Source organism: Streptomyces litmocidini, from assembly GCF_014649755.1.
In the GTDB taxonomy this organism is placed as follows: domain Bacteria; phylum Actinomycetota; class Actinomycetes; order Streptomycetales; family Streptomycetaceae; genus Streptomyces; species Streptomyces litmocidini.
Genome location: NZ_BMTQ01000003.1, coordinates 311,834 through 335,061 on the forward strand (window position 1 = coordinate 311,834; position 23,228 = coordinate 335,061).

At 73.9% G+C, this 23,228-nt stretch carries 18 protein-coding genes; 6 read left to right on the plus strand and 12 right to left on the minus strand.

What is annotated here, in order from left to right; genetic code table 11:
- Window positions 1-62 precede the first annotated feature (62 nt).
- Window positions 63-347 carry a transposase gene (locus IE180_RS07950; RefSeq protein ID WP_190156059.1) on the plus strand — a complete coding sequence of 95 codons (285 nt, stop codon included), beginning with the start codon at window positions 63-65 and terminating at the stop codon, window positions 345-347.
- A 17-nt stretch (window positions 348-364) separates the two neighbouring features.
- On the opposite strand, the gene IE180_RS07955 is transcribed toward IE180_RS07950, so the two are convergent.
- Both IE180_RS07955 and IE180_RS07960 read right to left on the minus strand, forming a co-directional pair.
- Window positions 365-1,768, minus strand: coding sequence for a uracil-xanthine permease family protein (locus IE180_RS07955; RefSeq protein ID WP_190156060.1), 1,404 nt, complete (start codon window positions 1,766-1,768; stop codon window positions 365-367).
- Window positions 1,765-2,889 carry an arylsulfotransferase family protein gene (locus tag IE180_RS07960; RefSeq protein WP_190156061.1) on the minus strand — a complete coding sequence of 375 codons (1,125 nt, stop codon included), beginning with the start codon at window positions 2,887-2,889 and terminating at the stop codon, window positions 1,765-1,767. Before IE180_RS07960 ends, IE180_RS07955 begins: the two co-directional genes overlap by 4 nt.
- Window positions 2,890-3,062: 173 nt before the next feature.
- On the opposite strand from IE180_RS07960, the gene IE180_RS07965 reads away from it, so the two are divergent.
- Window positions 3,063-3,617: a helix-turn-helix domain-containing protein gene (locus IE180_RS07965; protein ID WP_190156062.1), complete on the plus strand. Its 555-nt coding sequence runs from the start codon at window positions 3,063-3,065 to the stop codon at window positions 3,615-3,617.
- Between the two features lie 381 nt (window positions 3,618-3,998).
- Here IE180_RS07965 and IE180_RS07970 read toward each other — a convergent pair whose 3' ends face one another.
- Window positions 3,999-5,267 (minus strand): serine hydrolase domain-containing protein, encoded by a 1,269-nt coding sequence (locus tag IE180_RS07970; protein WP_190156063.1) that lies wholly within the window; start codon window positions 5,265-5,267, stop codon window positions 3,999-4,001.
- 206 nt (window positions 5,268-5,473) lie between these two features.
- A complete protein-coding gene (locus IE180_RS07975; RefSeq protein WP_190156064.1) occupies window positions 5,474-6,925 on the minus strand; it encodes an MFS transporter in 1,452 nt (483 codons plus the stop codon).
- Window positions 6,926-7,017: 92 nt separating this feature from the next.
- Here IE180_RS07975 and IE180_RS07980 point away from each other — a divergent pair, with 92 nt between their 5' ends.
- Both IE180_RS07980 and IE180_RS07985 read left to right on the plus strand, forming a co-directional pair.
- Window positions 7,018-7,944, plus strand: a complete 927-nt coding sequence (locus IE180_RS07980) for a LysR family transcriptional regulator (RefSeq protein ID WP_190156065.1) — start codon at window positions 7,018-7,020, stop codon at window positions 7,942-7,944.
- 59 nt (window positions 7,945-8,003) lie between these two features.
- A complete protein-coding gene (locus IE180_RS07985; protein ID WP_190156066.1) occupies window positions 8,004-8,804 on the plus strand; it encodes a crotonase/enoyl-CoA hydratase family protein in 801 nt (266 codons plus the stop codon).
- Between the two features lie 46 nt (window positions 8,805-8,850).
- On the opposite strand, the gene IE180_RS07990 is transcribed toward IE180_RS07985, so the two are convergent.
- The 3 genes from IE180_RS07990 to IE180_RS08000 form a co-directional block, all read right to left on the minus strand.
- Window positions 8,851-9,075, minus strand: a complete 225-nt coding sequence (locus tag IE180_RS07990; RefSeq protein ID WP_190156067.1) for a hypothetical protein — start codon at window positions 9,073-9,075, stop codon at window positions 8,851-8,853.
- A 10-nt stretch (window positions 9,076-9,085) separates the two neighbouring features.
- Window positions 9,086-13,909, minus strand: coding sequence for a DNA repair ATPase (locus tag IE180_RS07995; RefSeq protein ID WP_190156068.1), 4,824 nt, complete (start codon window positions 13,907-13,909; stop codon window positions 9,086-9,088).
- 99 nt (window positions 13,910-14,008) lie between these two features.
- Window positions 14,009-16,045: a flotillin family protein gene (locus IE180_RS08000; RefSeq protein WP_190156069.1), complete on the minus strand. Its 2,037-nt coding sequence runs from the start codon at window positions 16,043-16,045 to the stop codon at window positions 14,009-14,011.
- Between the two features lie 216 nt (window positions 16,046-16,261).
- Here IE180_RS08000 and IE180_RS08005 point away from each other — a divergent pair, with 216 nt between their 5' ends.
- Window positions 16,262-17,323 carry a PucR family transcriptional regulator gene (locus tag IE180_RS08005; protein ID WP_190156070.1) on the plus strand — a complete coding sequence of 354 codons (1,062 nt, stop codon included), beginning with the start codon at window positions 16,262-16,264 and terminating at the stop codon, window positions 17,321-17,323.
- A gap of 186 nt (window positions 17,324-17,509) precedes the next feature.
- The gene (locus IE180_RS08010; protein ID WP_190156071.1) at window positions 17,510-18,544 is read left to right on the plus strand and encodes a terpene synthase family protein; all 1,035 of its coding nucleotides are present in this window, start codon (window positions 17,510-17,512) and stop codon (window positions 18,542-18,544) included.
- Between the two features lie 22 nt (window positions 18,545-18,566).
- Here IE180_RS08010 and IE180_RS08015 read toward each other — a convergent pair whose 3' ends face one another.
- From IE180_RS08015 to IE180_RS08035, 5 genes are read right to left on the minus strand one after another with little or no spacing between them, the layout of a single operon-like run.
- Entirely contained in the window at window positions 18,567-20,012 is a 1,446-nt protein-coding gene (locus IE180_RS08015; RefSeq protein ID WP_190156072.1) for a cytochrome P450, read from the minus strand.
- Window positions 20,009-20,632 (minus strand): GTP-binding protein, encoded by a 624-nt coding sequence (locus IE180_RS08020; protein WP_190156073.1) that lies wholly within the window; start codon window positions 20,630-20,632, stop codon window positions 20,009-20,011. The genes IE180_RS08015 and IE180_RS08020 overlap by 4 nt, the downstream gene beginning before the upstream one ends.
- Window positions 20,613-20,969, minus strand: a complete 357-nt coding sequence (locus IE180_RS08025; protein ID WP_190156074.1) for a DUF742 domain-containing protein — start codon at window positions 20,967-20,969, stop codon at window positions 20,613-20,615. Before IE180_RS08025 ends, IE180_RS08020 begins: the two co-directional genes overlap by 20 nt.
- Window positions 20,966-21,373, minus strand: a complete 408-nt coding sequence (locus IE180_RS08030; protein ID WP_229860368.1) for a roadblock/LC7 domain-containing protein — start codon at window positions 21,371-21,373, stop codon at window positions 20,966-20,968. The genes IE180_RS08025 and IE180_RS08030 overlap by 4 nt, the downstream gene beginning before the upstream one ends.
- A gap of 1 nt (window position 21,374) precedes the next feature.
- On the minus strand, window positions 21,375-22,913 hold the full coding sequence (locus IE180_RS08035) for a sensor histidine kinase (protein WP_190156075.1): 1,539 nt from the start codon (window positions 22,911-22,913) through the stop codon (window positions 21,375-21,377).
- Window positions 22,914-23,228 lie beyond the last annotated feature (315 nt).

Genomic DNA, 23,228 nt, shown 5'->3' on the forward strand with positions numbered 1-23,228 from the left:
CGTGGCCGTCTCCCTCACCCCGGCCGGGCGGCCCTCACCGACCTGGACGGCAGAGTGACGTGGTGGCGGCCGGCCCGCACCGTTCCCGCCCAGCCGGCTGCGGTCGGCCGCGCACCATCCCCGAACGGGCCGACCAGGTCCACGACCGGACCCGCGACCGGACCCGCAAGGGAAACCTCGGCGGCCGCCCTCCGGCCTTCGACAAGCAGGTCCACAAGCACCGCAACGTCGTGGAACGGTGCTTCGACCGCCGCAAACAGGGGCGGGGCACAGCCACCCGCCACGACAAGACCGCTCAGTCCCACGAGGCAGCCGTCACCCTCGCGTCGATCCTGATGTGGGCCTGACGCTTTGACGACGACTCCTAGACGGGACTCGGGCGGCCCCCCGCTCGGTCCGGCGCGTCCCGGCCGGTCCGTGGGGGCGGGCCGGCCGGCGGGGAGGGAGCGTCGCTCCCCCGGCCGAGCCGGCCGAGCAGCGCGGTGAGGAGGACCGCCGTCAGGGTGCCGGCGACCACGCCGCTGCCGAGGATCGTGCGGGCCCAGCCGGGGAACCCCGCGTACAGGCCGGGGCTGAGCAGCGGCAGCAGTCCCGCGGTGAGCGCGAGCGCGGCCGTCAGCGAGCCCGTCCCGGTCCCGGACAGATCGGCCCTGCGGAGCATCTCGACGCCCATGACGGCGATCACGGCGTAGACGACGAGGGCGGAGCCGCCCACGACGGCCTCGGGCATGCCGGCCAGTGCCCGGGAGACGGGCGCGGCCAGACCGAGGAGGACCAGGAGCGCTCCGGCGCCGGCGGTCACGAAGCGGCTGCGGACCCCGGTGAGCCGGCCGATGCCGATGTTCTCGGCGCTGGTGACCATGAGGGAGGTGCCGAAGAGCGCGCCGGCCAGGGACACCAGGGCGTCGGCGCGGGCGACGCGGGGGACGTCGCGCTCGGGAACGGGCCTCCGGCCGACGGTCTCGCTGTTGAGCACGGTCTGCCCGGTGATCTCGGCGAGCGTGGTGAGGCTGAAGACGAGCAGCGGCAGCGCGGCGACCAGGTCGAACCTCGGCGTGCCGAAGGGCAGGAGGACGGGCGGCGCGAAGCCGCCCCCGGCCGCGGGCGCGAAGGATCCGAGCCCCGTCCCCACCCCGAGGACGGTTCCCGCCGCCATGCCGATGAGGACGGACGTCTGCCGCCAGACGCCGCGCAGGAACACGTACGCGGCGACGGTCGCCGCCACGGTGAGGGCGGCCAGGAGCACCGCGCGCGGCTCCCCCGTGCCGTCCGGGCCGGTGACGAGCCGGGCGGCGACCCGGATCATCGCGACCCCGATGAGCAGCACGGTCACGCCCATGACCAGCGGGGGGAAGAACCGTACGACACGGGCGTACAGGGGAAGCACGGCGAGCAGCAGGGCGGCCGCGAGGAGGACGGCACCGGTGGCGGTGGCCGGCCCGTGTTCCTGGGCGATCTGGAGGAACAGCGCGGTCGCGGCGCCGCCGGGCAGCATGACGAACGGCAGGCGGCCGCCGATCCGCCCCACCCCGAGGGACTGGAGCAGGGCTCCGGCACCGCACAGCAGCAGGACGGTGCTGAGCAGCGAAGCCGTCGCACCGGACGGCATCTTCAGGGTGCCGGCGACGAGGAAGACGGTGGAGACCGGGGCGGCGATCATCGCCAGGACGTGCTGGGCCGCCAGCGGTACGAGGCGCCGCCACGGGACGCGCGCGTCGACGGCCTCGGCCGGAGGGGCGGCGGGAGCCGGGAGGGGCGTGGCCGTCATGCCGTCGTCCCCAGCCACGGGATCTCGGCCGGGGTGTAGCGGTAGGCGCGGAAGACGGCGTTCGGCTGCGACGGGAAGAGGCCGCGGACCTCGCTCTCCTCGTACCCGGCGAAGTACGGGACGACGTACTCCCAGCACAGGTAGCCGTCCTTCGTCACCTCGAACAGGCGGCCCGACGGGGAGTCGGTGACGAGCGTGTTGCCGTTCGGCAGGCGCTGCGCGGAGCCCATGAAGGGCGCGAAGAAGAACTCGCGGGCGGGGTCGTGGTACTCCCACGCGATGTCGCCGGACGCCCGGTCGATCTCGATGACGCGGGAGTGGGGGACGTCGTGGCCGGGCCGGAAGACGCCGTTGTCGAAGACGAGGAACCGGCCGTCGTCGAGTTCGGTGGGGGCGTGCTGCTGGCTGACGGTGCCGGGGCGGCTCCGCCAGAGGATCTCGCCGGTGGCGCGGCTGATGACGACGACGGCCGAGACGCTGCGCAGGCTGGCCAGGACGTTGCCGTCCCGCAGGGGCGTGACGCTGTTGATCAGCGGCCAGTGCTCGCGGGCGTAGGCCTCGTGCAGCGGGTAGGAGTCGCGGTCGAGGTGGTCGGCGGCGCGCCAGGACCACAGGAGTTCGCCGTCCGGACCGACCTCCTTGACGGTGTCGGCCCAGATCACGCCGCCCGTGGCTTCGGAGCCGGGCACTCCGCCCCGTACCGCGGCGGCGTCGGCGCCGGTGAGGGGTTCGAGGGCGGTGTAGAGGATGCGGCCGTCGTCGAGGTGGTGGGCGTCGTGGTGCTGGAGGGGGTCGCGGTGCTCCCGCAGCACGGTCCCGTCGGGTGCGGCGTGGAGCATGACGCCGCCCCGGTACTTGTGCCACATCGGGAAGAGGGCCCGCTCTCCCGGGAGCACGCCGTTGTAGGCGAGGGTGCCGTCGGCGAGGAGCCGGGCGTGGCGGCCGGGGCGGTGGGGGAGGTCCCAGCGGTGGACGGTGCGGCCCTGGAGGTCGACGAGGTACACCTGCCCGGTGCCGGTGAGCGGCGCGTAGAGGGTGTAGCCCTCGGACGCGGCCGTCTCGTCGAGGGCGATGAGGCCGGTGGGACGTCGGCGGCGTGAGTTCTGGTCGATCGTGGGCACGTCGGAGCTCCTCGCTTCAAACTTTCTTTGATGAGAACAACCGACTTTGACGGTAGGCGCGTTGTGTGACGGGCGTGTGTCGGGAGTACGAAACCGTCTGCGGGTCCCGCGGCCGCGCCGCGTAGGGTGCCGTCAGGCGCCACCGGGTGCCGCCGGGGAAGGACGGGACATCCATGGAGGCCGCGAACACACCGCGGGTGGGCGCCGCCGTGCGCCGTCGGCGACGGGCGCTCGACCTGACGCTCGCCGAGGTGGCGCGGAGCAGCGGGCTCTCCTCGCCGTTCCTCAGCCAGATCGAGAACGACCGGGCGCGCCCCAGCATGCGGTCGCTGCAGCGGATCGCCGACGCCCTCGGAACCACGGCGGTGCAGCTGCTCGCGGCCTCCGACGAGACCCGGAGGGTCGACGTGGTGCGCGCGGACGACGACAGCGGCCTCGACCGGGAGGCGCGCGTCCGGCCCGTGGTGCGCGGCCGTCATCAGCTGCACGCCCTGGAGTTCGTCGGCGCGCACGAGGCGGACCGCGAGTTCCGGCACCGGAACGACGAGTTGCTGTACGTGGCGGACGGCGCGGTGGAGGTGGAGGCCGACGGCCGCGTCCACCGGCTGGGCCGCGGGGACACGCTGCTCCTGTCCGGCGGGGTGCGGCACCGCTGGCGCACCACCGAACCGGGCTCACGGGTGCTGGCCGTCGCGGTCGGCGACCACCTGGAGGTGTGGGAGGCCTGACGGCACGGACGGCACGGACGGTGGAGCACTCCCGGCAGCCGGCCGGGCGCGATCCGGCCCGCTCGGCGCGCGCGACGCGATGACGGCCTCGTAGCGGCCCTCGATCTCCGTGGGCTCCCCGTACGTGCCGTCCGTGCCGTCCGTACCGTCCGGGGAGCCGGGGAGCCGGGGAGCCGGGGAGCCGGGGAGGAAAGTGTCCGGCGCCCGCCGGGACCGGCGGGCGCCTCGGCGCCTGTCGTGGCGTCCGGTGGTGACGCACCTGGGGTACGCACCCCGCGGGCACCGACCGGGTCCGGGACCCGTCTTTCGGATCAGGCCGGGCCGTGCCAGGCCGTAGGGCCGGCCCGGACCGAGCCGAGCCGGACCAGGCCCGATCAGGTCTTACGGCCTGTGCCCCCCGGGGCCCGGGCCCCGGTCGTCGAGCAGGGCGCAGACGAACCGCTCCTCGGTCGCGCGCAGTCGGGCCAGCAGGGCCGGGTCCGTCGTGACCTGGCTGGTGACGGAGACCGTCACCGTGCGCCGGCCGTCCCGCGTGGCGGCGGCGAACTGCGTGTAGCCGGGGGTGTTGCCGGTGTGGCCGAGGACGGTGCCGCAGCGGGTGGTGTACCGGAAGAGGCCCAGGCCCGCCGCGTTGGCGCCGGGGCCCGCCGGTTCGGAGGCCCCGCCGGGGAGGAAGTCCTGCTGGGCGCGGCGGGTCATGGGGCTCAGCAGCTCCGGTCCGGCGTAGCCGCCGATGAACCCGCTCAGGTCCGCGGGGGTGGAGACGATGCCGCCCGACGCCCAGGCGCCGGAGGCGCTGACCGCCTCGCTGACGTCCTCGGGCGCCTCGCCGGGGGCGGTGAGGTAGCCGTGCAGGAAGGGGCGGGGAAGCAGGTAGCCCTGCGGGAGGCTGGTCTCCGTCAGGCCGAGCGGGCGGTACACGAGCTGTCGCAGCAGCGACTCGTACGGGCGTCCGGTGGCCTGCTCGGCCATCAGGGCGACCGCGATGTTGTCCGAGTTGGAATAGGCGTAGCGGTTGCCCGGCGGGAACGCCAGGGGGCGGTCGGCCACGAAGTCGAGGAGGCGTCGGGAGTCGAAGTGGTGGCGGGGGTCGGCGCGGACGATGTCCTGGAACGCCTTGCTCCTGCTGAAGTCCGGAAGTCCACTGGTGTGCTGGAGGAGTTGACGGAGCGTCACCGCGTGCCAGGCCTCGGGCAGGTGGGGCAGGCGCTCGCCGATCGTGTCGTCCAGTCGCAGGGCCCGCCGGTCCACGAGGCCCAGCGCGACCGCGCCGCTGAAGGCCTTGGCCACGCTGGCGATGCGCATGTGGTCGTCGGGCCGGGGCGGTCGCCGCGTGCCCACCTCGGCCGTGCCGGCCCGGTAGACCTGCCGGACGCCGTCACGGGTCAGGATCGCGATGGCCCCGGGCGGGCCGCCGGGCGCCGCCACCAGGTCGGCGAGGGCCCGCTGGAGGGCCGGGTCGCCGTGGTGGGGGCCGTGCGGCGCCGGGACGGCGGCGACCGGCGCGGCCGCGGCGCCGCTCAGGACGGCGGCCGCCACCGCCGCCCCGACGGCCGCCCCGAATCCGCGCCTGGGGCGGGATCCGGTACGGGCACGGGCGGGGATCGTGGAGTTCCGGCCGTCGTGCGCGGCGCGGACACGTCGGGGCATGCGTTGCCTCCTCGGCTGCGGGACGGGGAGGGCCGCCCGGTGCCCGCGGCCCGGCTCCGGCCGGACGACCGGCCCGTCCGGGCCCCGGCCGGCCACCGGACCGCCCTGCCCCAGGGTCAGGCCACCGTCTCGCGGACCCGGCTCCCCCGCGCGCGGCCTGCGCCATCCGGCCCACACGCGCGCCCGGGACGGCCCGGCGTCCGTCCTCAGGGGGTCGGCGCGTTCCCGGCGCCGGGTCGCCGCCCGGCCGCGGTCCGGTATCCGAGGGTGACCAGGCCCGTGGCCACCAGGACGACCGTGCCCACCAGGCGCAGCGCCGGGCTCATCGCGTCGGCGAAGGACGCCGGGCCCGCGCCGGTGCCGTGTGCGGCGAGCACGGTGCCGGTGACGGCCACGCCGAGGGCGGCGCCGATCTCCCGGGCCGAGGTGCCGAGGCCGGAGCCGAGGCCGGCCTGGTGGGCGGGGAGGGAGGAGACGACGCCGACGGTCAGGACCGGCATGCACAGACCGGTTCCCGCGGAGATGACGAGCAGCCAGCAGGCGTACAGCCCGTACGGCGTGGCCGCGTCGGCGGTGGAGGCCCCGAGGAGTCCGGCGCCGATCAGGGACAGGCCGGTGGCGACGGCGGGGCGCGGGCCGGAGGCGACCTGCCAGCGGGCCGCGACCTTGGGGAAGAGGGCCATGCCGAGGGTGAGCGGGACGATGGCGAGTCCGGTGAGGGCGGGGCCGTACCCCTTCACGTACTGCAGGTACTGCGAGTTGGCGTAGAACAGCGAGAAGAGGCCGAAGAAGCCGGTGGCCGTGCCCAGGGCGGCGGCCCGCAGCCGCCGGGAGCGGAAGAGCCTCGGGTCGAAGAGCGCGGCCGGCGAGCGGAGCGCGTACCAGGTGAACAGCCCGGTCAGGGCCGCGCTCAGCGCGAAGAGGAGGAGGATGCGGGGCGAGGTCCAGCCGTGTGCCGGGCCTTCGATGATGCCCGCGAGGAGGGCGACCAGGGCCGCGACGAGCACGAGGGTGCCGCGTGGGTCGGGGCGCCCGTGCCGGGAGCGGTCGGTGCGCGGCACGGCGACCGCGACGGCCCAGGTGAGCAGCGCGGCCGAGGGGACCATCAGCCAGAACAGCGCGCGCCAGGAGAGGAACTGGCCGACCGCTCCCCCGGCGACGTTGCCCGCGAGGCCGCCCAGGCCGATGGCGAGGGTCCAGGAGGCCAGGGCCCCGGCCCGGCCCGCCGGTCCGGCGAGCTGCACGAGGACCGACAGGGTCGCGGGCGTGATGCAGGCGGCCCCGGCGCCGGACACCCCGCGGCCGGCGATCAGCAGCGCGGGCGACGCGGCCAGGGCGCTCAGCGCCGCTCCGGCGGCGAACAGCGCGAGACCCGCGAGCAGCACGCCCTTGCGGCCCCTGCGGTCCCCCAGTGCTCCGGCGGGGATGAGCAGTCCGGCGAAGACGATGACGTACGCGTCCACCGTCCACAGCAGCTCGGTGGGGGACGGGTGGAGCGAGGAGGCGGCCAGTTGGGGGATGAGGAGGTTGATGGCGGCGACCATGCTCTGGGCCACCAGGACGCAGGCGCACAGGACGAGCAGGGTCGACCGTCTGAGCGGGCTCGGCGTGGTGCCGGACGTGACGGAGGGGGGCGGTGAGAGGGCAGCGGAAGACATGGCTCCTCCGGGGAGCGTCGTGGTGAGGGGGTGTGCGCCCACCGTAGGCTCGGCCCGTCGATTACTTCCAGTGCATCTTTCGCAAGGGGTGAGTGCGTGTGACGCAATCCGTGAACGCCACCGGTCTCGACCTGAACCTCCTCCTCGCCCTCGACGTCCTCCTGGAGGAACAGAGCGTGCGGGGAGCGGCCCGGCGGCTGCACCTGTCCGAGCCGGCCACCAGCCGCACCCTGGGCCGGATCCGCAAGGCGCTCGGCGATCCGATCCTGGTCCGCGCCGGGCGCGCGATGGTGCCGACGCCGTACGCGCTGTCCGTACGGGCGGAGGTCGGCGCGGTCGTGGAGCGGGCCAGGGCGCTGTTCGCGGCCTCCGGCCCCACCGATCTCCGCGCCGTCGCGCGCACGTTCACGGTGCTCGGCCAGGACTCCCACCCCGCCCTGCTCGGCCCCGACCTGCTCGCGCGTGCCGCCCGCGAGGCCCCGCGGGTACGGCTGCGGTTCCTGAACGAGAGCCACGTCGACGCGCCGGCGCTGCGGGAGGGCGTCGCCGACCTGGAGATCGGCGTCATCGACACCGTCCACCCCGAGGTGCACACCGAACACGTCATCGACGACCGCATGCTCGCGGTCGTCCGGCCGGGGCACCCGCTCCTCCGGGGTCGCCTGACCCGGCGGAGGTTCGCGACGGACGCGGACCACCTGGTCGTCTCGCGCCGGGGACGGCTGCGGGGCCCCGTCGACACCGCGCTGGCCGAACACGGTCTGCGGCGGCGGGTGGTCGCGAGCGTCGGCACGTACCCGGCGTCGCTGTTCGTCCTCCGCGACACCGACCTCGTCGGCCTGATCGGCGCGCGGAGCCGCTCGCTGGCCACGGCCCTCGGCCTGGTCACCTTCGACGTCCCCCTCGACCTGCCGCCCCTGCGGGTCGGTCTCGCCTGGCATCCGCGCCACGACGCCGACCCGGCGCACGCCTGGCTGCGCGGCTGCGTACGGGACCTGCTGCTCGGCCGGTCCGGCTGATCCCGTACGCCCCGCTCCCCCGTCTGGTCGTCGGGCCACGGCCACGTGAGAATGCCCCCATGACCGATGCATCAGCGACACCGGCGGGGCGGGACTCCGTCCGCGTCGAGCGCGACGGGCCCGTGACCACGGTGGTCCTGTCCCGGCCCACCGCCCGCAACGCCGTGGACGGGCCGACGGCGCGGCGACTGGCCGACGCCTTCCGGGCGTTCGAGGCCGACGAGGAGGCCTCGGTCGCGGTGCTGTGGGGCGAGGGCGGCACGTTCTGCGCGGGCGCCGACCTCAAGGCCGTCGGCACCGGGCGCGGGAACCGGGTGGCGCCCGACGGCGACGGTCCGATGGGGCCGACCCGGCTGCGCCTGACGAAGCCGGTCATCGCGGCCGTCAGCGGCCACGCGGTGGCCGGTGGGCTCGAACTGGCCCTCTGGTGCGATCTGCGGGTGGTCGAGGAGGACGCGGTCCTCGGGGTGTTCTGCCGCCGGTGGGGGGTGCCCCTGATCGACGGCGGCACGGTCCGGCTGCCCCGGCTGATCGGCGAGAGCCGCGCCATGGACCTGATCCTGACCGGCCGGCCGGTCCCGGCCGCCGAGGCCTACGGGATCGGGCTCGCGAACCGTCTCGTACCGCCGGGCCGGGCCCGGGCCGCGGCGGAGGAACTCGCCCGGGAGATCGCCGCGTTCCCCCAGCTGTGCCTGCGCCACGACCGCCTGTCCGTCCGGGAGCAGCACGGTCTGCCCGAGTCCGAGGCGCTGGCCGCCGAACTGCGGCACGGCATGGTTCCCCTGTCGGCCGGCGAGGCCCTCGGCGGCGCCGCGCGCTTCACGGCCGGGGCGGGACGGCACGGCTCCTTCGGCTCCTGAGCCGTCCGGGCCGTGGCGGAGGCGCCGGTTCCGCCGGGGTCCGGTGTCATTCGCGCATCCGGTAGAGCCTGATGTCCCGGTTGACGAAGAGGTGGACGTAGCCGCAGGACCAGCAGATCAGTCCGGTCGCCGACTCGTTCGCCCAGGCCATGTTGAAGAACTCCATGCCCGTGCTGTTCAGCTTCACCTCCCGCTCCCGGAAGGTGTCGTTGTCGCACACCTGGCAGCGGATCGGCTTCTGCCCGATCGCCGCGTGGACCGGTTCGGCCATGCCGTCCCTCTCATTCTCCGCCGGTTCCGGCGGTGTTCCGGGGTGGGTGGGGCCCGTTCGCCGCGCGGGTGATCGCCGCCTCGACGGCCGTGATGCGGTCGGCGAGCAGACCGAGGGCGGCGACCGCGCGGGCCAGGGGGGCGTCGCCGGATTCCCCGGGCACGCGGGCGGCGTTCAGTTCCGTGCGGCGTGCGGACTGTGCCGGGGTGAGGGTGCCGCGCAGGGCCGCGAGTTCGAGGAGGTTGGCCTCGGCTTCGGTGGTCAGGGTCTGGGCCTCGGCGGTGTAGTGGTCGTCGATCAGGGCGGCGAGTTCGGCGTCGTCCATGGCGGGCGAGACGCGGGCCGCGATCTTGTTCATCGTGCGGTACGACCCCTGGAGCCGGAACGGCGGTCCGGTGCGGGCCTCGTCGGGGGTGGCGGCGGAGGCGATGTACGCCTCGTTGACGGCGAGGACGGTCTCCCGGGCGGTGAGGAGGTGGCGGAGGACGGCGAGGACCTGGTCGAGTTCGGCCGGGGCGTAGGGGTGGACGAGCCGGTCGCGGCGTGCGGCCGGGTCTCCGGCGGCCAGCCGGGTGAGGAGTTCCAGGTCGGCGCGGTCACGGCCGGCGAGCGGGGCGAGGAGCGGATGGGAGGTGAGGGCGTTCTCGACGAAGCTGAACGCGAAGGCCTCCTCCCTGCCGGTCAGCACGTCGCCGAGGTTCCACACGTCGGCCCGGCTGGCGAGCATGTCCGGCACGCGGAAGGCCCGCCCGGACTCGGTGTAGGGGTTTCCGGCCATGCAGACGGCGAAGCGCTTTCCGCGCAGGTCGTGGCCGTCCAGGGTCCGGGTGGCGTCGCAGAGGGGGAGGAACTTCTGCAGGAACTCGGGCGAGGTGTGCTGGATGTCGTCGACGTACAGCAGGACGTTGTGGGCGGCGGCCAGGGCGAAGGCGATCTTCTCCAGTTCCCGGCGGGCGGTGGCGTCGGGTGCCGCGGCGGGGTCGAGGGAGGTCGTCCGCCGGCCGAGGGCGGGCCCGTCGACCTTGACGAGCAGCAGGCCGAGGCGTTCGGCGACGTACTCGACGAGGGTGGTCTTGCCGTAGCCGGGCGGGGAGAGGAGCAGCAGCAGGCCGTGGGAGTCGCCGCGTCCCGCGGTTCCGGCGGCGCCGAGCTGCTTGGCGAGGTTGTCGCCGAGGAGCGGGAGGTAGACCTCGTCGACGAGCCGGTTGCGGACGAAGGACGACACGACCCGGGGCCGGTACGCGTCCAGGCGGAGCCGGGCGCGCTCGGCGGCGAGGAGTTCCGCCCGTCTCCGCCGGTGGGCGCGGAAGGCCGGCGCGTCGACGGCGGCGAACCGTCGCGTCCGGGCGAGGAACTCGTCGAGCCGCAGCTCCAGCGAGCCCGCCCGCATCCGGGGGTGGTCGCCGAGGAGTCCGGTGATCGTGGCCGTGGTCGGGGCGTCGACCTCGTAGCGGTCGAGCCCGGGGCACAGTTCGACGGCGACGGCCTCGGCGAGCACGCCCGGGTCGTACGGTTCCCCGGACGCCGACGCGTACGAGGTGAGCCAGGCCTCGACGAGCCGGCGTCGTGCGTCCGGCTCGGTGAGGGCGGCGAGGGCGTCGTCGTAGGCGGAGGGGCCGACGGTGCGGTGGAACGCGGCGAGGAGGGCGCGCGCCGCGCCGGAGACGGCGAAGCCCGCCGGACCGGAGGCGAGTTCGTCGGTCAGGTAGGCGGCCGCCGCCGGGTCCCCGGTCGCTTCGGAGAGCTCCTCCCTCAGTCCGTCGAGGGCCGCGTCGGTGCCGAAGAGGTCACGGGCCCGGGTCAGCGCGACCGCCTGGTGGGTCCACTGCTCGCGGGCCTCGGCGGGGGCGGACGCCCAGAAGAGCTGGGCGGTCGCGCGCGCCGCCCCGGCGTGGCGCAGCGGTCCGGCGCCCTGGTCCAGCTTCAGCACCGCTTCCAGGATCAGTGCCGCGTCGTGGTCGTGGACGCCGCGCTCGTGGCCCTCGTCGTAGGCGGTCCCGGCCGTCTGCCGGGCGAGTGCGCCGAGGTCCGCTCCGGCGAGGCGGTCCGTGCCGTGCTCGGCCAGGAGGCGTGCGGCCAGGTGCTCGGCCCGGTAGACCTCGGGCGATTCGGAGGGCAGGGTCCGGTCCCAGAGGTGACGGGTGGCGGTGAGGGCCGGGTCGGTGACGGGTTCGCGGTAGTCGGTTCCGGTCAGGGCGAGGACGAGGGTGCCCCCGTCCCCGCCCGCGTCCCCGTCCTCGTGCGGTACGAGGGTCAGCTCGGGGGCCTGCCGGGTGACGGCGAAGCGGTGCCGGCCGAGGCGGATCGTGTCGCCGCCGTCGGAGAACAGTTCGACGCGGTCCCGCAGTGCCCGCCCCGCCTCCTGTCGGGCGGCGCCGAGGCGGCTCTCCAGTTCCTCCGCCCGGGCGGGGTCGCCTAGCTCCCGCAGTTCGTCGCCGATGCGCCGGACCCGGGCGACCATGGGGTCGGAGGCGAAGTAGGTGTGCACCTCGTCCGGGTCGGCCAGACCCGTCGCCCGCCGGGCGACGGCTTCCAGGACCCGGCCGGCCGAGCCGGCGAGGCGCGCGGCACGGCGGGCACGGGCGTCCTGGAGGGACTGTCCGCGTGCGGTGAAGGCGTCGTGGATCTCGGTGCGCCGTTCGGCGACGGCGGCGAGGAAGCCGTCGTGCCCGGTGAAGCGGGATTCCAGGTTCTCCAGCTGGAGCAGGAGCCGGCCGAGCTGTTCGTCGCAGCGGTCGGGGGTGTCGGCGGCGGCCAGGGCGCCGGTGACGGCCTGGCCGAGCAGGGCGAGTTCGGCGGCGAACTCGGCCCGGCCCTCCTGGTCCAGGAGTTCGGCGCGGCGGGCGGCGAGACGGGCCCGGGCGCGGTTGAGCGTGCCCAGGACGTCCGCGACGCGCGCCAGGATCGAGGCGCGGACGGCCGCGTCGCCGACGTCGAGGCCGGCGATGACCTCGCCGAGGGTGCGCAGCTCGTGGACGCGGGCGTCGATCCGTTCGCCGGCCGGGCCGGTCTCGGCGACGGTGGCGAGCCCCCCGGCCTCGGTGGCGAGGCGTTCCGCCTCGGCGTGGTGGGCGGTGAAGGCGTCCTCGCCCCGCAGGAACGCGACGGCCCGCCGGGCGGCGGAGACGACGTCGGCCTCGACGTCCGCGGCCAGGGCGTCGACGGCCGCCGTGTCGGCGTACCGCATGTCCCTGAGGGTCACCAGGTGCCCTCGTGCCGTGCGGAGTTCGGTGATGCGGGCGATCCACTCCCCGGCGGTGGCGGGCGCCTCGCCCCGGACGCGCCGGACGAGGCGGCCGATCCCCCGGGCGGCCTCGGCGAGGGCCTCGGCCGCCTGCCGGGTGAGCGCCGTGACGGTGCCGAACTCGTCGAGGACCCGCGCGGCGGCGGCCCGCACCTCGGCCAGGGGTGTGCCCAGGTCGCCGGTGTCCGGGTCGCCCAGCCAGTGGTGGACGTCGCCCGCGCGCCCGCAGGCGGCGACGAGCGCCTCGTACACCTCGGCGGTGGGGGTGAGTTCGGTGGCCTGCCGTGCGATCGAGAGGCAGTCGGCGATCCCCCGGACGAGGTCGGCGTTGCCGATGCGGGTCAGGGGGCCGGTCCCCGCGGGGCGCCGGTGGGTGTCGGAGACGAACGGCGTGCGCCAGATCTGCACCGGGTGGGCACGGCCCGGCTCGCCGGTCCCGCCGCGGAGCACGGCCATCGTCCCGTCGTCGAGCAGGGCGTGTCCGCGGCAGAGGAGCGGGGTCGCGAACTCCTTGCCGATGGTGGCGTACGGGAGGAGGAGGGTCCGGCCCTCCGTGGGGGCGCGGAAGACGAAGAGGAGGTGCTCCCCGTCGGGCGAGCGGACCGTCCGGTCGAAGGTCTGTCCCGCCGTGTCGGTGTCGAAGGTCCTCACGGCGCCGGAGGCGAGGCAGTAGCCGCCGGGGAACACGATCCCCTCGTCCCCGGGCAGCCGCAGGCACGCCTGTCCGATGGCGTCGAGCCTGACGACGGAGCCGGTCAGGGTGTTGAGGACGAGGTGCCGGCGGACGTCCTCCTTGTAGGGGCGGACGCGGACCAGGATCAGCGCGCCCACGACGGCGTAGGCCACCTCGGCGTCGGCGAGGGACTGCAGCGGCTCGTCGACCGGCTCCGTGTGGAGGCCCCCGGCCGTGTCGGTGTCGTCGTCGGTCCTGACCGTCAGCATCCCGCCGACCGTGGAGACGAACAGGCGGCCGCCGAGCGAGATGTGCGGGTGCCGGCCGGGTACGTGGTCGTCGCGGGTCGTCTCCACCCATGTGAGGTCGTCGGGGGGAGGGAGGACGTGGTCGCGTTCGCCCCGGGCGTCGAGGAACCGCACCTCCCCGGCGGGCCCGACGGACCAGCGCAGGACCCGCAGGTCGTCGTTCTGCTCCCCCGTCCGGAAGACGGCGAGGAGCCGGCCCTCGACGCGTCGCAGCCGGATCAGGCGCGCGCCCCGGTAGTAGCGGTGCAGCGCGGAGAACTCCCGTACGAAGGCGGGGTCGTCGAGGAGTCCGGGCACCGCGTGCGCGGGCAGCGCGTTCAGCTCGCGGTCGTGGAGGGTGAGCACGTCGGCGACCGAGACCTCGGAGGGGCCCGTGCCGGAGGGCCGCCGGCCGAGGAGCAGGACGTCGCCGACGGCGACGAGGTCCTGGGGCACGCAGGCGCGCTCGGTGTCGACGCTGCGGGTGCCGGTGAGCGCGAGCTCACCGGAGCCGAAGGCCGCGATCCGCTGCTCGTCGAGGGCTCCGGCGCGCCTGGCCAGCTCGGCGGCCCGTGCCGCGAGCCGGTCGCGCAAGACCGTGTACGTGTCCTCGTCGATTCCGGCACCCATCTCGTCCCGCTCCTTGTACGGTGGTGAGTACGGGTCCGGTGCCGCCAACTCCCCCGTTTGCCGGCGCCGGACCCGCTGTGACCGCTCCCCCGTGGGCGGTCAGTTCCTGGCGGCGCCGTTCAGCGCCTCGGTGCCGGTCGGGGCCGCCGCGTCCAGGACCCCGGACTTCACGACCTTCGCCAGCAGCGCGGACACGCTGAGGTTCTGCACGTCGGCCGTGGACAGCGAGCCCAGCACCTTGGTCAGGTCCTCCGTGAAGGAACCCGATCCGTCCAGCCACGGCCCGGCGAGCGCCTGCGCGGTCCGGCTGTGGTCCACGAACCCGTCCACGGACTTCCCGAGCGCGATCGACTGCACCAGGCGGTCGAAGAAGACCGCATCCCCGCCGACGATGTCGATGTCGGCGTGCTCCAGACCGGCCGCGAGGACGGTGGCCTGCGCCTCGGCGACCTGCCGCTGGACGTCGAGTCCGGCGAGCCGGATCTCCTTCTCGGCTGCCAGGCGCAGCCGGTACTCCTCGTGGGTGCGCGAGGCCTCGTCCAGCGCGGCCATCGCCGCCGCCTTCTCGGTCAGGCCGGCCGCCTCGGCCTTCAGCTTCTCGCCGATCGCCGTGGCCTCGGCCAGCGCCTTCTCCCGCGTGCCGGCCGCCTCGGCGAGCGCCTTCTCGCGGACACCGGCCGCCTCGGCGCGCAGCCGGGCCTCGGTGGCCTCCGCCTCGGCGCGGCCGGACTTCTCGACGACGTCGGCCTCCACGTCCCGCACCCGCACGGCCGCGAGGCCCTCGGCGGCGGCCTCGGCCTGGATTCCCTCGGCGAGGCGGATCCTGGCACGGGCGTCCAGGTCGGCCGCCTTGGTCCGGGCCTCCGCCAGGGTGAGCTCCTCCGCGGCCCGGTGGACGGCGGCCTGCTCGGCCGCCTCCGCAGCCTTGATGTCCTTGACCAGCTTCTCCTGCGCCTCCGCCTCGGCGGCGATGACGACGGCCTGCCGGGTCCGCTCGGCCTCCTCCACCACGCGCAGCCGCTTGATGGACTCCTCCTGCTCGGCGACGGTGCGGTCCACCGCGACCCGTTCCCGGACCACTTCGGCGATCTCGCGGCGTTCGGTCTCGACCTCCTTGTCGGCCGCGATGCGGGTCAGCTGGGTCTCCCGGTCGCGGGCGATGACCTCCAGGAGGCGGTCCTTCTCGATCCGCTCGTTCTCGACGGCGATGACCCGCTCGCGGTTCTTCTGCGCGACGGCCACCTCGCGGGCCTGGTTCTCGCGCTGGACGCCGAGCTGTTCCTCGGTCCTGAGGAAGGCGCTCTGCGCCCGCAGCCGCTCCTCCTCCACCACGCGCGCGGTCTCGGCCTCCTCGCGTGCCCGCGAGGTGTCGATCTCCCTCCGCTGCTTGATCTCCGCGTCGGCCTGACGCCGCTCCAGCTCCAGGATGGCCTCGCGGGCGTCGACGTTCTGCCGGGTGATCTCCTTCTGCTCGTTCTGCCGGTACTCGTTGGTCCGGATGTTCTCCACGGCCGTCAGCTCGGTGATCTTGCGGATGCCCTGCGCGTCGAGGATGTTGCCGGGGTCGAGCTGGCCCAGCGGCGTCTGCTCCACGTGGTCGATGGCGGCGTCCTCCAGGTGGTAGCCGTTGAGGTCGATGCCGATGAGTTCGATGATCCGGAACCGCAGTTCCTCGCGCTTGGTGTAGAGGTCGGTGAAGTCGAGCTGCTTGCCGACGGTCTTGACGGCCTCGGAGAACTTGGCGTGGAACAGCTCCTCCAGGGTCTCCTGGTGGCTGGCCCGGGCGGTGCCGATGGCCTGCGCGACCTTGATGACGTCCTCGACGGTCTTGTTGACCCGGACGAAGAACGAGATCCGGATGTCGGCGCGGATGTTGTCCCGGCAGATCAGTCCGTCCCGGCCCATCCGGGAGATCTCGAAGGTCTTCACCGAGATGTCCATGACCTCGGCCTTGTGCAGGACGGGCAGGACGATCTGCCCCGTGAAGGTGACGTCGACCTTGCGCGTCTTCGAGACGATCAGCGCCTTGCCCTGCTCCACCTTGCGGAACAGCCGGCCGGCCACGAGGAGCAGGGCGGCGGCGATGAGCAGGACGACGGCGATCAGCGCGCCGGTGCCCCCGGTGACGACATCCATGAGAAACCCCGTCCGCTTTCTGTCTCCCGGCACCGGGCCGACGCCCATGCCTTCCCGTGGGGCCATCCTGAGGCCTGACCACCCGTCCGGCATTGCCGTGATCCGGCAGTCTTCGGCGTCTCCTCGATGCCGGTCGCACACCCCGGGAAGGGACGTGTCACCCTTGATCACCGCGCGTCGGGAACTCGTCGGAGGCGCGTCAGGAACGGGGGGATCATGACCGAGAAGGAGCCGGGCGAGGAGTACCTGGAGGGGTGCGCCGAGATCCTGGCGGGGGTGTGCGCGACCCGCCGCAGGCTGACCCGGGAGGAGCGCGAGGCCCTGGGCGCGCTCGGGGAGCGGGCCGCGGAGGCCGGCATCGGGCTGCGGGCCCTCGTCCGGGCCCACCTCTCCACCGCCCGGCGGGTGCGCCCCGGCCTGCCGCAGGCCGCCGCCGAGCACCTCCTGAGCGCCGTCGAGCAGGCCGTGGACGCCTTCGCCGAGGGGCACGAGCGGGCCCAGCTCCTGGCGGTGCGCCAGGAGGAGGCGGCGCGGCGGGAGTTCATCGACGACCTGCTCCACGGCCGGAGCGGGCTGGGCCGGCTGGTGGAGCGGGCCGAGCGCTTCGGGCTGCTCCTCTCCCACGCCCACGCCGTCGCCGTCGCCCAGGGCCCGGAGCCGTACAGCGACGGCTACGCGGTGACCCGTGCCGTCGAGTCCTCGCTCGTCGCCCGCTTCGGCAACCGCCGCATCCTGCTCACCACCAAGGACGGACGGCTGATCTGCGTCGCCCCGGCCGACGAGCCCGAGGTGCTCGCCCACTTCGCCAAGCAGGCGTACGCGGCGACCGACGGCGGCCAGGTGGCGATCGGCCGCGCGCATCCGGGCGCGGGCGGCGTCGTCCACTCCTACGAGGAGGCCCTCAACGCCCTCGCCCTCGCGGCCCGCATGGACCTCACCGACCCGGTCCTGTACGCCGCCGACCTCCTCGTCTACCCCGTGCTCACCCGTGACCGGCAGGCCATGGCCGAGCTCGTGGGCACCGTCCTCGGTCCGCTCCGCCAGGCCCGGGGCGGCGCCAAGCCCCTCCTGGAGACGCTCACGGCGTACTTCGACACCGGCTGCGTCACCGCCCAGGCGGCCCGCAGCCTCAGTCTCAGCGTGCGGGCCATGACGTACCGGCTCGACCGCATCCACCGCCTGACCGGCGCGGATCCCGGCGATCCCGTCCAGCGCTACACCCTCCAGACGGCCGTCATCGGCGCCCGGCTGCTCAACTGGCCCGACCAGCCGCTGTGACGCGTCGGGCACCGGTCACCGGCAGGTCCGTTCCGTTTCGCGAGTGAACCCGAACTGATCGCCGATCTCAGTTAGTTGAACGGTTTCCGGTCGTCTCCGGTGGGCAGGTTTGCAAGGCCGTGGACCGGGCATCTGCCGGCCTCGCGGCACAGCGATGCGGGCCGGAGTGAGAAGGAGGTCGGTCCCATGACCGTGCGTGCCGTCGAGCTGCCGCAGTTGTGGATGCCCTACGCCCTGCGGGTGAATCCGTATCTCCCCGTCCTGCACGAGGAGAGCGAGTCCTGGGCGCGCGGCATGGGGATGCTGGACGGCGGCCGGTGGCCCCGGGCGCGCACCGCGATCTGGACGCGGTCGAAGTTCCACGCCATGACCGTCGACCAGCTGACCGCCTGGACCCTTCCCGACGCCTCGTTCGAGGCCCTGCGGCTCAACCACCGGTTCAACGTCTGGGCCCTCGCCTGGGACGACTACTTCGCCTCCGCCTTCAAGCAGACCGGCGACCTCCCCGGGGCCCGGGCCTTCACCGCCCGGCTGCACGCCTTCCTGCGGCCCGAGCACGGTGCCCGGCTGCCCGAGCCGACGAACGCCGTCGAGCGGGGGATCGCCGATCTGCAGCAGCAGCTCTTCCCGCCGAGGCTGGCGCACTGGCGGGTGGAGTTCAACCGGGCCCTGGCGCGGTACGTCGACGCGGGGGTCGAGGAGCTGGCCAACAGCCGCAGCGGCCGCGTTCCCCACCTGATCGATTACGCCCCGTTCCGCCGGGAGAGCTTCGCCGCCTACACCGCGCCCTACTCCGTCGAACTGGCCACCGGCGCGCGCATACCCGAGCAGATACGGAACACCCGGACCGTCCGTGCCCTGCTCGACGCCTTCATGGACTTCATGGGCCTCGCGAACGACATCGCGTCCTACGAAAGGGAGGTGCACGAGGAGAAGGACGTCAACAACCTGGTCCTGGTCGTCGGGACCTCCCTGGGCATCGCCCTCCACGACGCCGTGCCCGCCGCCCTGAACCTGGTGAACGCCCGGCTGCGGGACTTCGAGCACCTTCGGCGGAGCGAACTGCCGGCGCTCGTCCGGAACGCCGGTCTCGACCGCGACGAGCGGGCCGAGCTGGAGACCTGGATCGAGGGCGCCTGCGGTTTCCTCTCCGGTCTCCACGCCTGGTACACCGGAGCCCCCCGCTACGCCTCCGGGGACGTCCCGTTCCCGGAGGCGTAGCGGGGGTGGTGCCGGCGCGGGTCTACCTCCTGCGCAGGAGGCGCCTGACGCGCGTCAGCCAGGAGGCGCGGGGCTCGGGCCGCGGCGCCGTCCCGGGCGCGGGCGCCGGCCACGGGGGCGGCACGGGCCTGCCGTTGCTCTGGGGCGGCGGGGCCGGGAGCGGGGCCGGGAGGTCGTCGGACCGGGGCGGACGCGGGGCGAAGGTCACGGGGAGGGCCGTGAGGTGCCGGGCCCAGGTGGAGGAGCGCCAGGTGAGGCTCTCCTCGGGGACGGCCAGCGCGATGTCGGGCAGCCGGGTGAGCAGGATGTCGATGCCCGCGTCGGCGATGATGCGGCCGATGTCCTGGCCCGGGCACTCGTGCGTGCCGGCGCTGAAGGACAGGTGGGCGCGGTTGTGGTGCACGGGGGTCTCGGAGTCCGGGCGGATCGCCTGGTCGACGTTGCCCGCGGCCAGACCGAGGAGGAGCATGTCCCCCGCCTTGATCTGCTGCCCGCCGAGGGTGGTGTCCCCGTTGGCCCAGCGGCCCGGGCACACCATGAGCGGCGGCTCGTCCCAGAGGACCTGTTCCACCGCCTCGGGCAGCGTCATCTGGCCGCCCGCGAGCGAACCGCGGAACCGGGGGTCGGTGACGACCATGCGCATGACGTTCGACATGAGGTTCGCGGTCGTCTCGTAACCGGCGAGCAGGATGAGCCGCAGGTGGTGCTTGACCTCCTCGTCCGTGAGGCCCGCGGGGTGGGCGAGGAGCGCGGAGGCGATGTCGTGCCCGGGCCGGACGTGCTTCTCGGCGACGAGCTGTTCGAGGCATTCGAGCACGTAGGCGTTGCTGGCGAGCGAGGTCTCGGTGGCCTTGAAGAGGTCACGGGCGGCGTGCACGAGCTTGGGGGCGGACTCGTCGGACATCCCGAGGAGATGGCTGAGCGTGAGCATGGGCACGGCCTCGGTGAACTGCTCCACCAGCTCCGCCTCGCCGCTCTCGCAGAAGGTGTCGATCACCTGGTGGGCGAAGCGGGTGATGTGACGCCGGACGCCCCGGTGGTCGAACTGGTTGAGGCCGGCCGTGACCGCGCCGCGCAGCCGCTGGTGCTCCTCGCCGTCCGCGCAGACGCAGTCGGGGCGCCAGCCGATCATCGGGATGAGCGGGGAGGTGGCGGGGTCGATCTCCCCGCTGCGCCAGCCGTGCCAGACGCGGGGGTCCCGGGAGAACTGGGTCGGGCGGCTGGCCACGTCGCGGTTCTCCAGGTACCCCAGGACGAGCCAGGCGCGCACGTCGCCGTCGAGCAGGACGGGCGCCACCGGGCCGTGGGCGGCGCGCAGCTCCTCGTACAGGCCCATGGGGTCCGTCTCCGCGGCGGGGCCGTAGAGCCGGGTGGCCCCGCCGGGGCCGTCGGCGATGTGGGCCGGGCAGCCCGGGGGCGGGACGGCCCCCGGCTGTGCGGGGGCGTGTTCGGTGGGCGGGACGGTCATGCGGTCTCCTGGGCGGCGGCGAGGGTGCACAGGTAGCCCATCAGCGAGAGCAGGGCGTCGCGGCAGGACGCCCGGTCCCGTGCGTCACAGGTGACGATGGGCACGGTCTCACTGAGGGCCAGAGCGGTGCGGAGGTCTGCTACGGGGTACTTCGGGGCCTCCGGGAAGGTGTTGACGGCCACGACGAACGGGACGCGGCGGTCCTCGAGCCGGGTGATGACCTCGAAGGAGACCTCGATCCTGCGGGTGTCGACGAGGACCACCGCGCCGAGCGCGCCTTCGAAGATGCCGTTCCACAGGAACCAGAAGCGTTCCTGTCCGGGGGTGCCGAACAGGTAGAGGATCAGCTCCTCGTTGATGCTGATCCGTCCGAAGTCCATCGCGACGGTCGTGGTCTTCTTGTCCTTGGCGCCGGGGTTGTCGTCGATCCCGACGCCCGCCTGCGTCATGGTCTCCTCGGTGGTCAGGGGCGGGATCTCGCTCACCGCCCCGACCATGGTGGTCTTGCCGACGCCGAAGCCGCCGACGACGACGACCTTGACCCCCCTGGCGCCGTGGGGCAGGAGCAGGTCGGTGTCGCGTCGGCCCGCATCGAGTACGTCAGAGTTTGCGTAGTCCATGGATCACCGCCTCCAGTAGGCCGCGTTCGGGGTAGGCCGCCACGGGGACGGGCGCGATGGCCTCGACCCGCTCCTCTTCCACGAGTTTGGAGAGCAGCACGGTGACGACGCTGAAGGGGAGGCTGAGGTGTGCGGAGACCTCGGCCACCGAGAGCGGGTACGAGCACAGGGTGAGGATGGCCGCGTGCTCGGGCTGCATGGCGGGGTCGGGCTCGGCCCTCGTCGCGATGAGGGTGACCAGGTTGAAGCTCTCGGCCGCGGAGTCCGGGCCACCGGTAATGACGTAGAGCGGGACGGGTGTGCCTTCATTCCAGGGGTCCTGGTTCTCCGACGTCACATCGCCTGCCCGACGTCCTCACGGGGAGGGCTGGTCATGTGCTGGCCGATCCGGATCACCAGCGTCCGCATGCGGTCGCCGAGGAGTCCGGCGTCCACCTCCTGGTCGGCGAGGACCGCGAGATAGGCCCCGGGGCCGGCCGCCATCAGGGAGAAGTAGCCGCCGTCGGCCTCGATGCCGACCATCCGCGTCGATCCGTCCCCCTGCGGGAACATCTGGGAGATGGCCCGCGCCAGGCTCTGGATGCCGGAGCAGGCGGCGGCGATCGCGTCGGCGGTGTCGGGGGCCGTGTTCGCCTGCCCGATGCACAGGCCGTCCGACGACAGGACGACCACGTGTCGCACGTACGGGACGCTGCTCACGAGCTCCGTGAGCATCCAGTCCATGTTCGGCAGTGGCTGCATGTTACTCGTCCTCATCTGACGGTTCGCTGGGAGAAGGGGAAGGTTCGGCGACCGCTCTCTTGTCGCCTCTCTTGTCGCCGTTGAACGCCTCCCACATCAGGCCCGGCTGGCGGGCGCCGGCGGAGGTGGCCCGGGAGGGCGCCGGATCGGCGGGCGCGGGCCCCGTCTGGACGACCGGGGTGGGGACGGGCGACTCGCGTCGTCGCTGCGGGAGCACGGGAGACTCCCGTCGTCGTTGCGGGAGTCCGTTGGCGGTCTTCCTGACCCCGCCGGATCCCGTGGTGGCGTCGGGCGCCGGGGCCGGCCGGGGCAGGACGGGGCCGCCGCCCGCACGCCTCCGGGCGAGGTCCGGGATCCGCAGGGCGGACTGCGGGACCGTGGTGATCAGACGGCGGGGGACGAGGACCACGGCCCGTACGCCTCCGTAGGCGGAGGTGCGCAGGTCGACCTCGCAGCCGTGCTCGCGGGCCAGTCGGCTGACGACCGGGAGGCCGAGCTGGGTGAGTTCGCCCAGGCCCGACAGGTTGATTCCGGTCTGCGACTGCGCCATGACGCGCTCGACGCGCTGCCGGACCTCTTCGGTGAGTCCGACGCCGCGGTCCTCGATCTCGATGGCGATGCCGGAGGGCACCTCGCTCGCGGTCACCTCCACGGGGGTGTGCGGCGGCGAGAACGTCGTGGCGTTGTCGAGGAGTTCGGCCAGCAGGTGCATCAGCGGCTCGGCGCCGGGGCCGATCACCGCCACCTCGGTCACCGACTGCAGCTTCACCCGGGGGTAGTCGACGATGCGCGACATGGCCCCGCGCAGGACGTCGTAGAGCGGGATCGCCTTCGACCACTGGCGGCCGGGCCGGGCGTCGCCGAGGACCGCGATGCTGGCCGCGAGGCGGCCGATCAGGGCGTTGCGGTGGTCGACGTTCTGCAGGCCGCGGGAGACCACGAGGTCCGTGCCGTGCAGGATCTGCATGGCGTGGAGGTCCTTGGCGAGCTGGTGCACGATCGCCTGGACCCGGCGCGCGACCGCCACCAGGGCCCGCTGGGAGGCGTCCCGGGTGTGCTCCTCGGCCTCCACGGCCTCCAGGAAGGTCCGCATGGCCTCCTTGAGCGCCTCGGTGTAGTCGGGGTCGAGGTGCTTCCCGAAGGTGATGGCTCCCAGGATCTCCGAGGAGGGGTCGCCCTTCTGCAGACGGGCGACGGTCGCGGGCAGGAGCTCCTCGGCGAGCCAGGCGACGGTGGCCCGCTGGTCGGCCAGGCGTCCGAGCAGCTCGGCCTCGCGCTGGGCGTGCCGCTCCGCCGTCTCGGCGATCGCCCGGGTGTGGCGGTCCGCTTCGGCCGCGCGGGTTCGGCGCGCGGCGACGGCGGAGGTGAGGACCGTCAGGAGGACCGCGACGAGTCCGCACCAGGCGACCGGTGTCCGTATCGGCGCGGGACAGAGCAGCAGCGCTATGGCGGAGGCCGCGGCCAGAACTCCGGGAGGGAGGAGCCATACCCGGGCGACGGCGGTCGGCCGGGGTCTGGAAATTGAACCTGCACGAACCATCAGGGGGTCCCTAAACCGTCTGAAATGAACGGACTGAGGTGATGCGATGCGCCGGCGGGTCGCTTCGAGATCGCGTCGATGGCCGCTTTTCTCGCGGCCGCGCTCCGTCCGTGCGCTCGCAGCGTTCATGACTCGCTGTGAGCGCTCCGCAACACATCGGGGAGCATAGTCAGTTCGGGTTCGCCATGTGACCTTGCTGGAAGGACAGCCTCCACCGGTCATTCCATGCAGATAAAAACGACCAAGCGTCGCATTGAAAATGCAATAAACCGATCAGGTTCTGGCTTCCGCGACACAAGGGAGTGGCCGCCACCC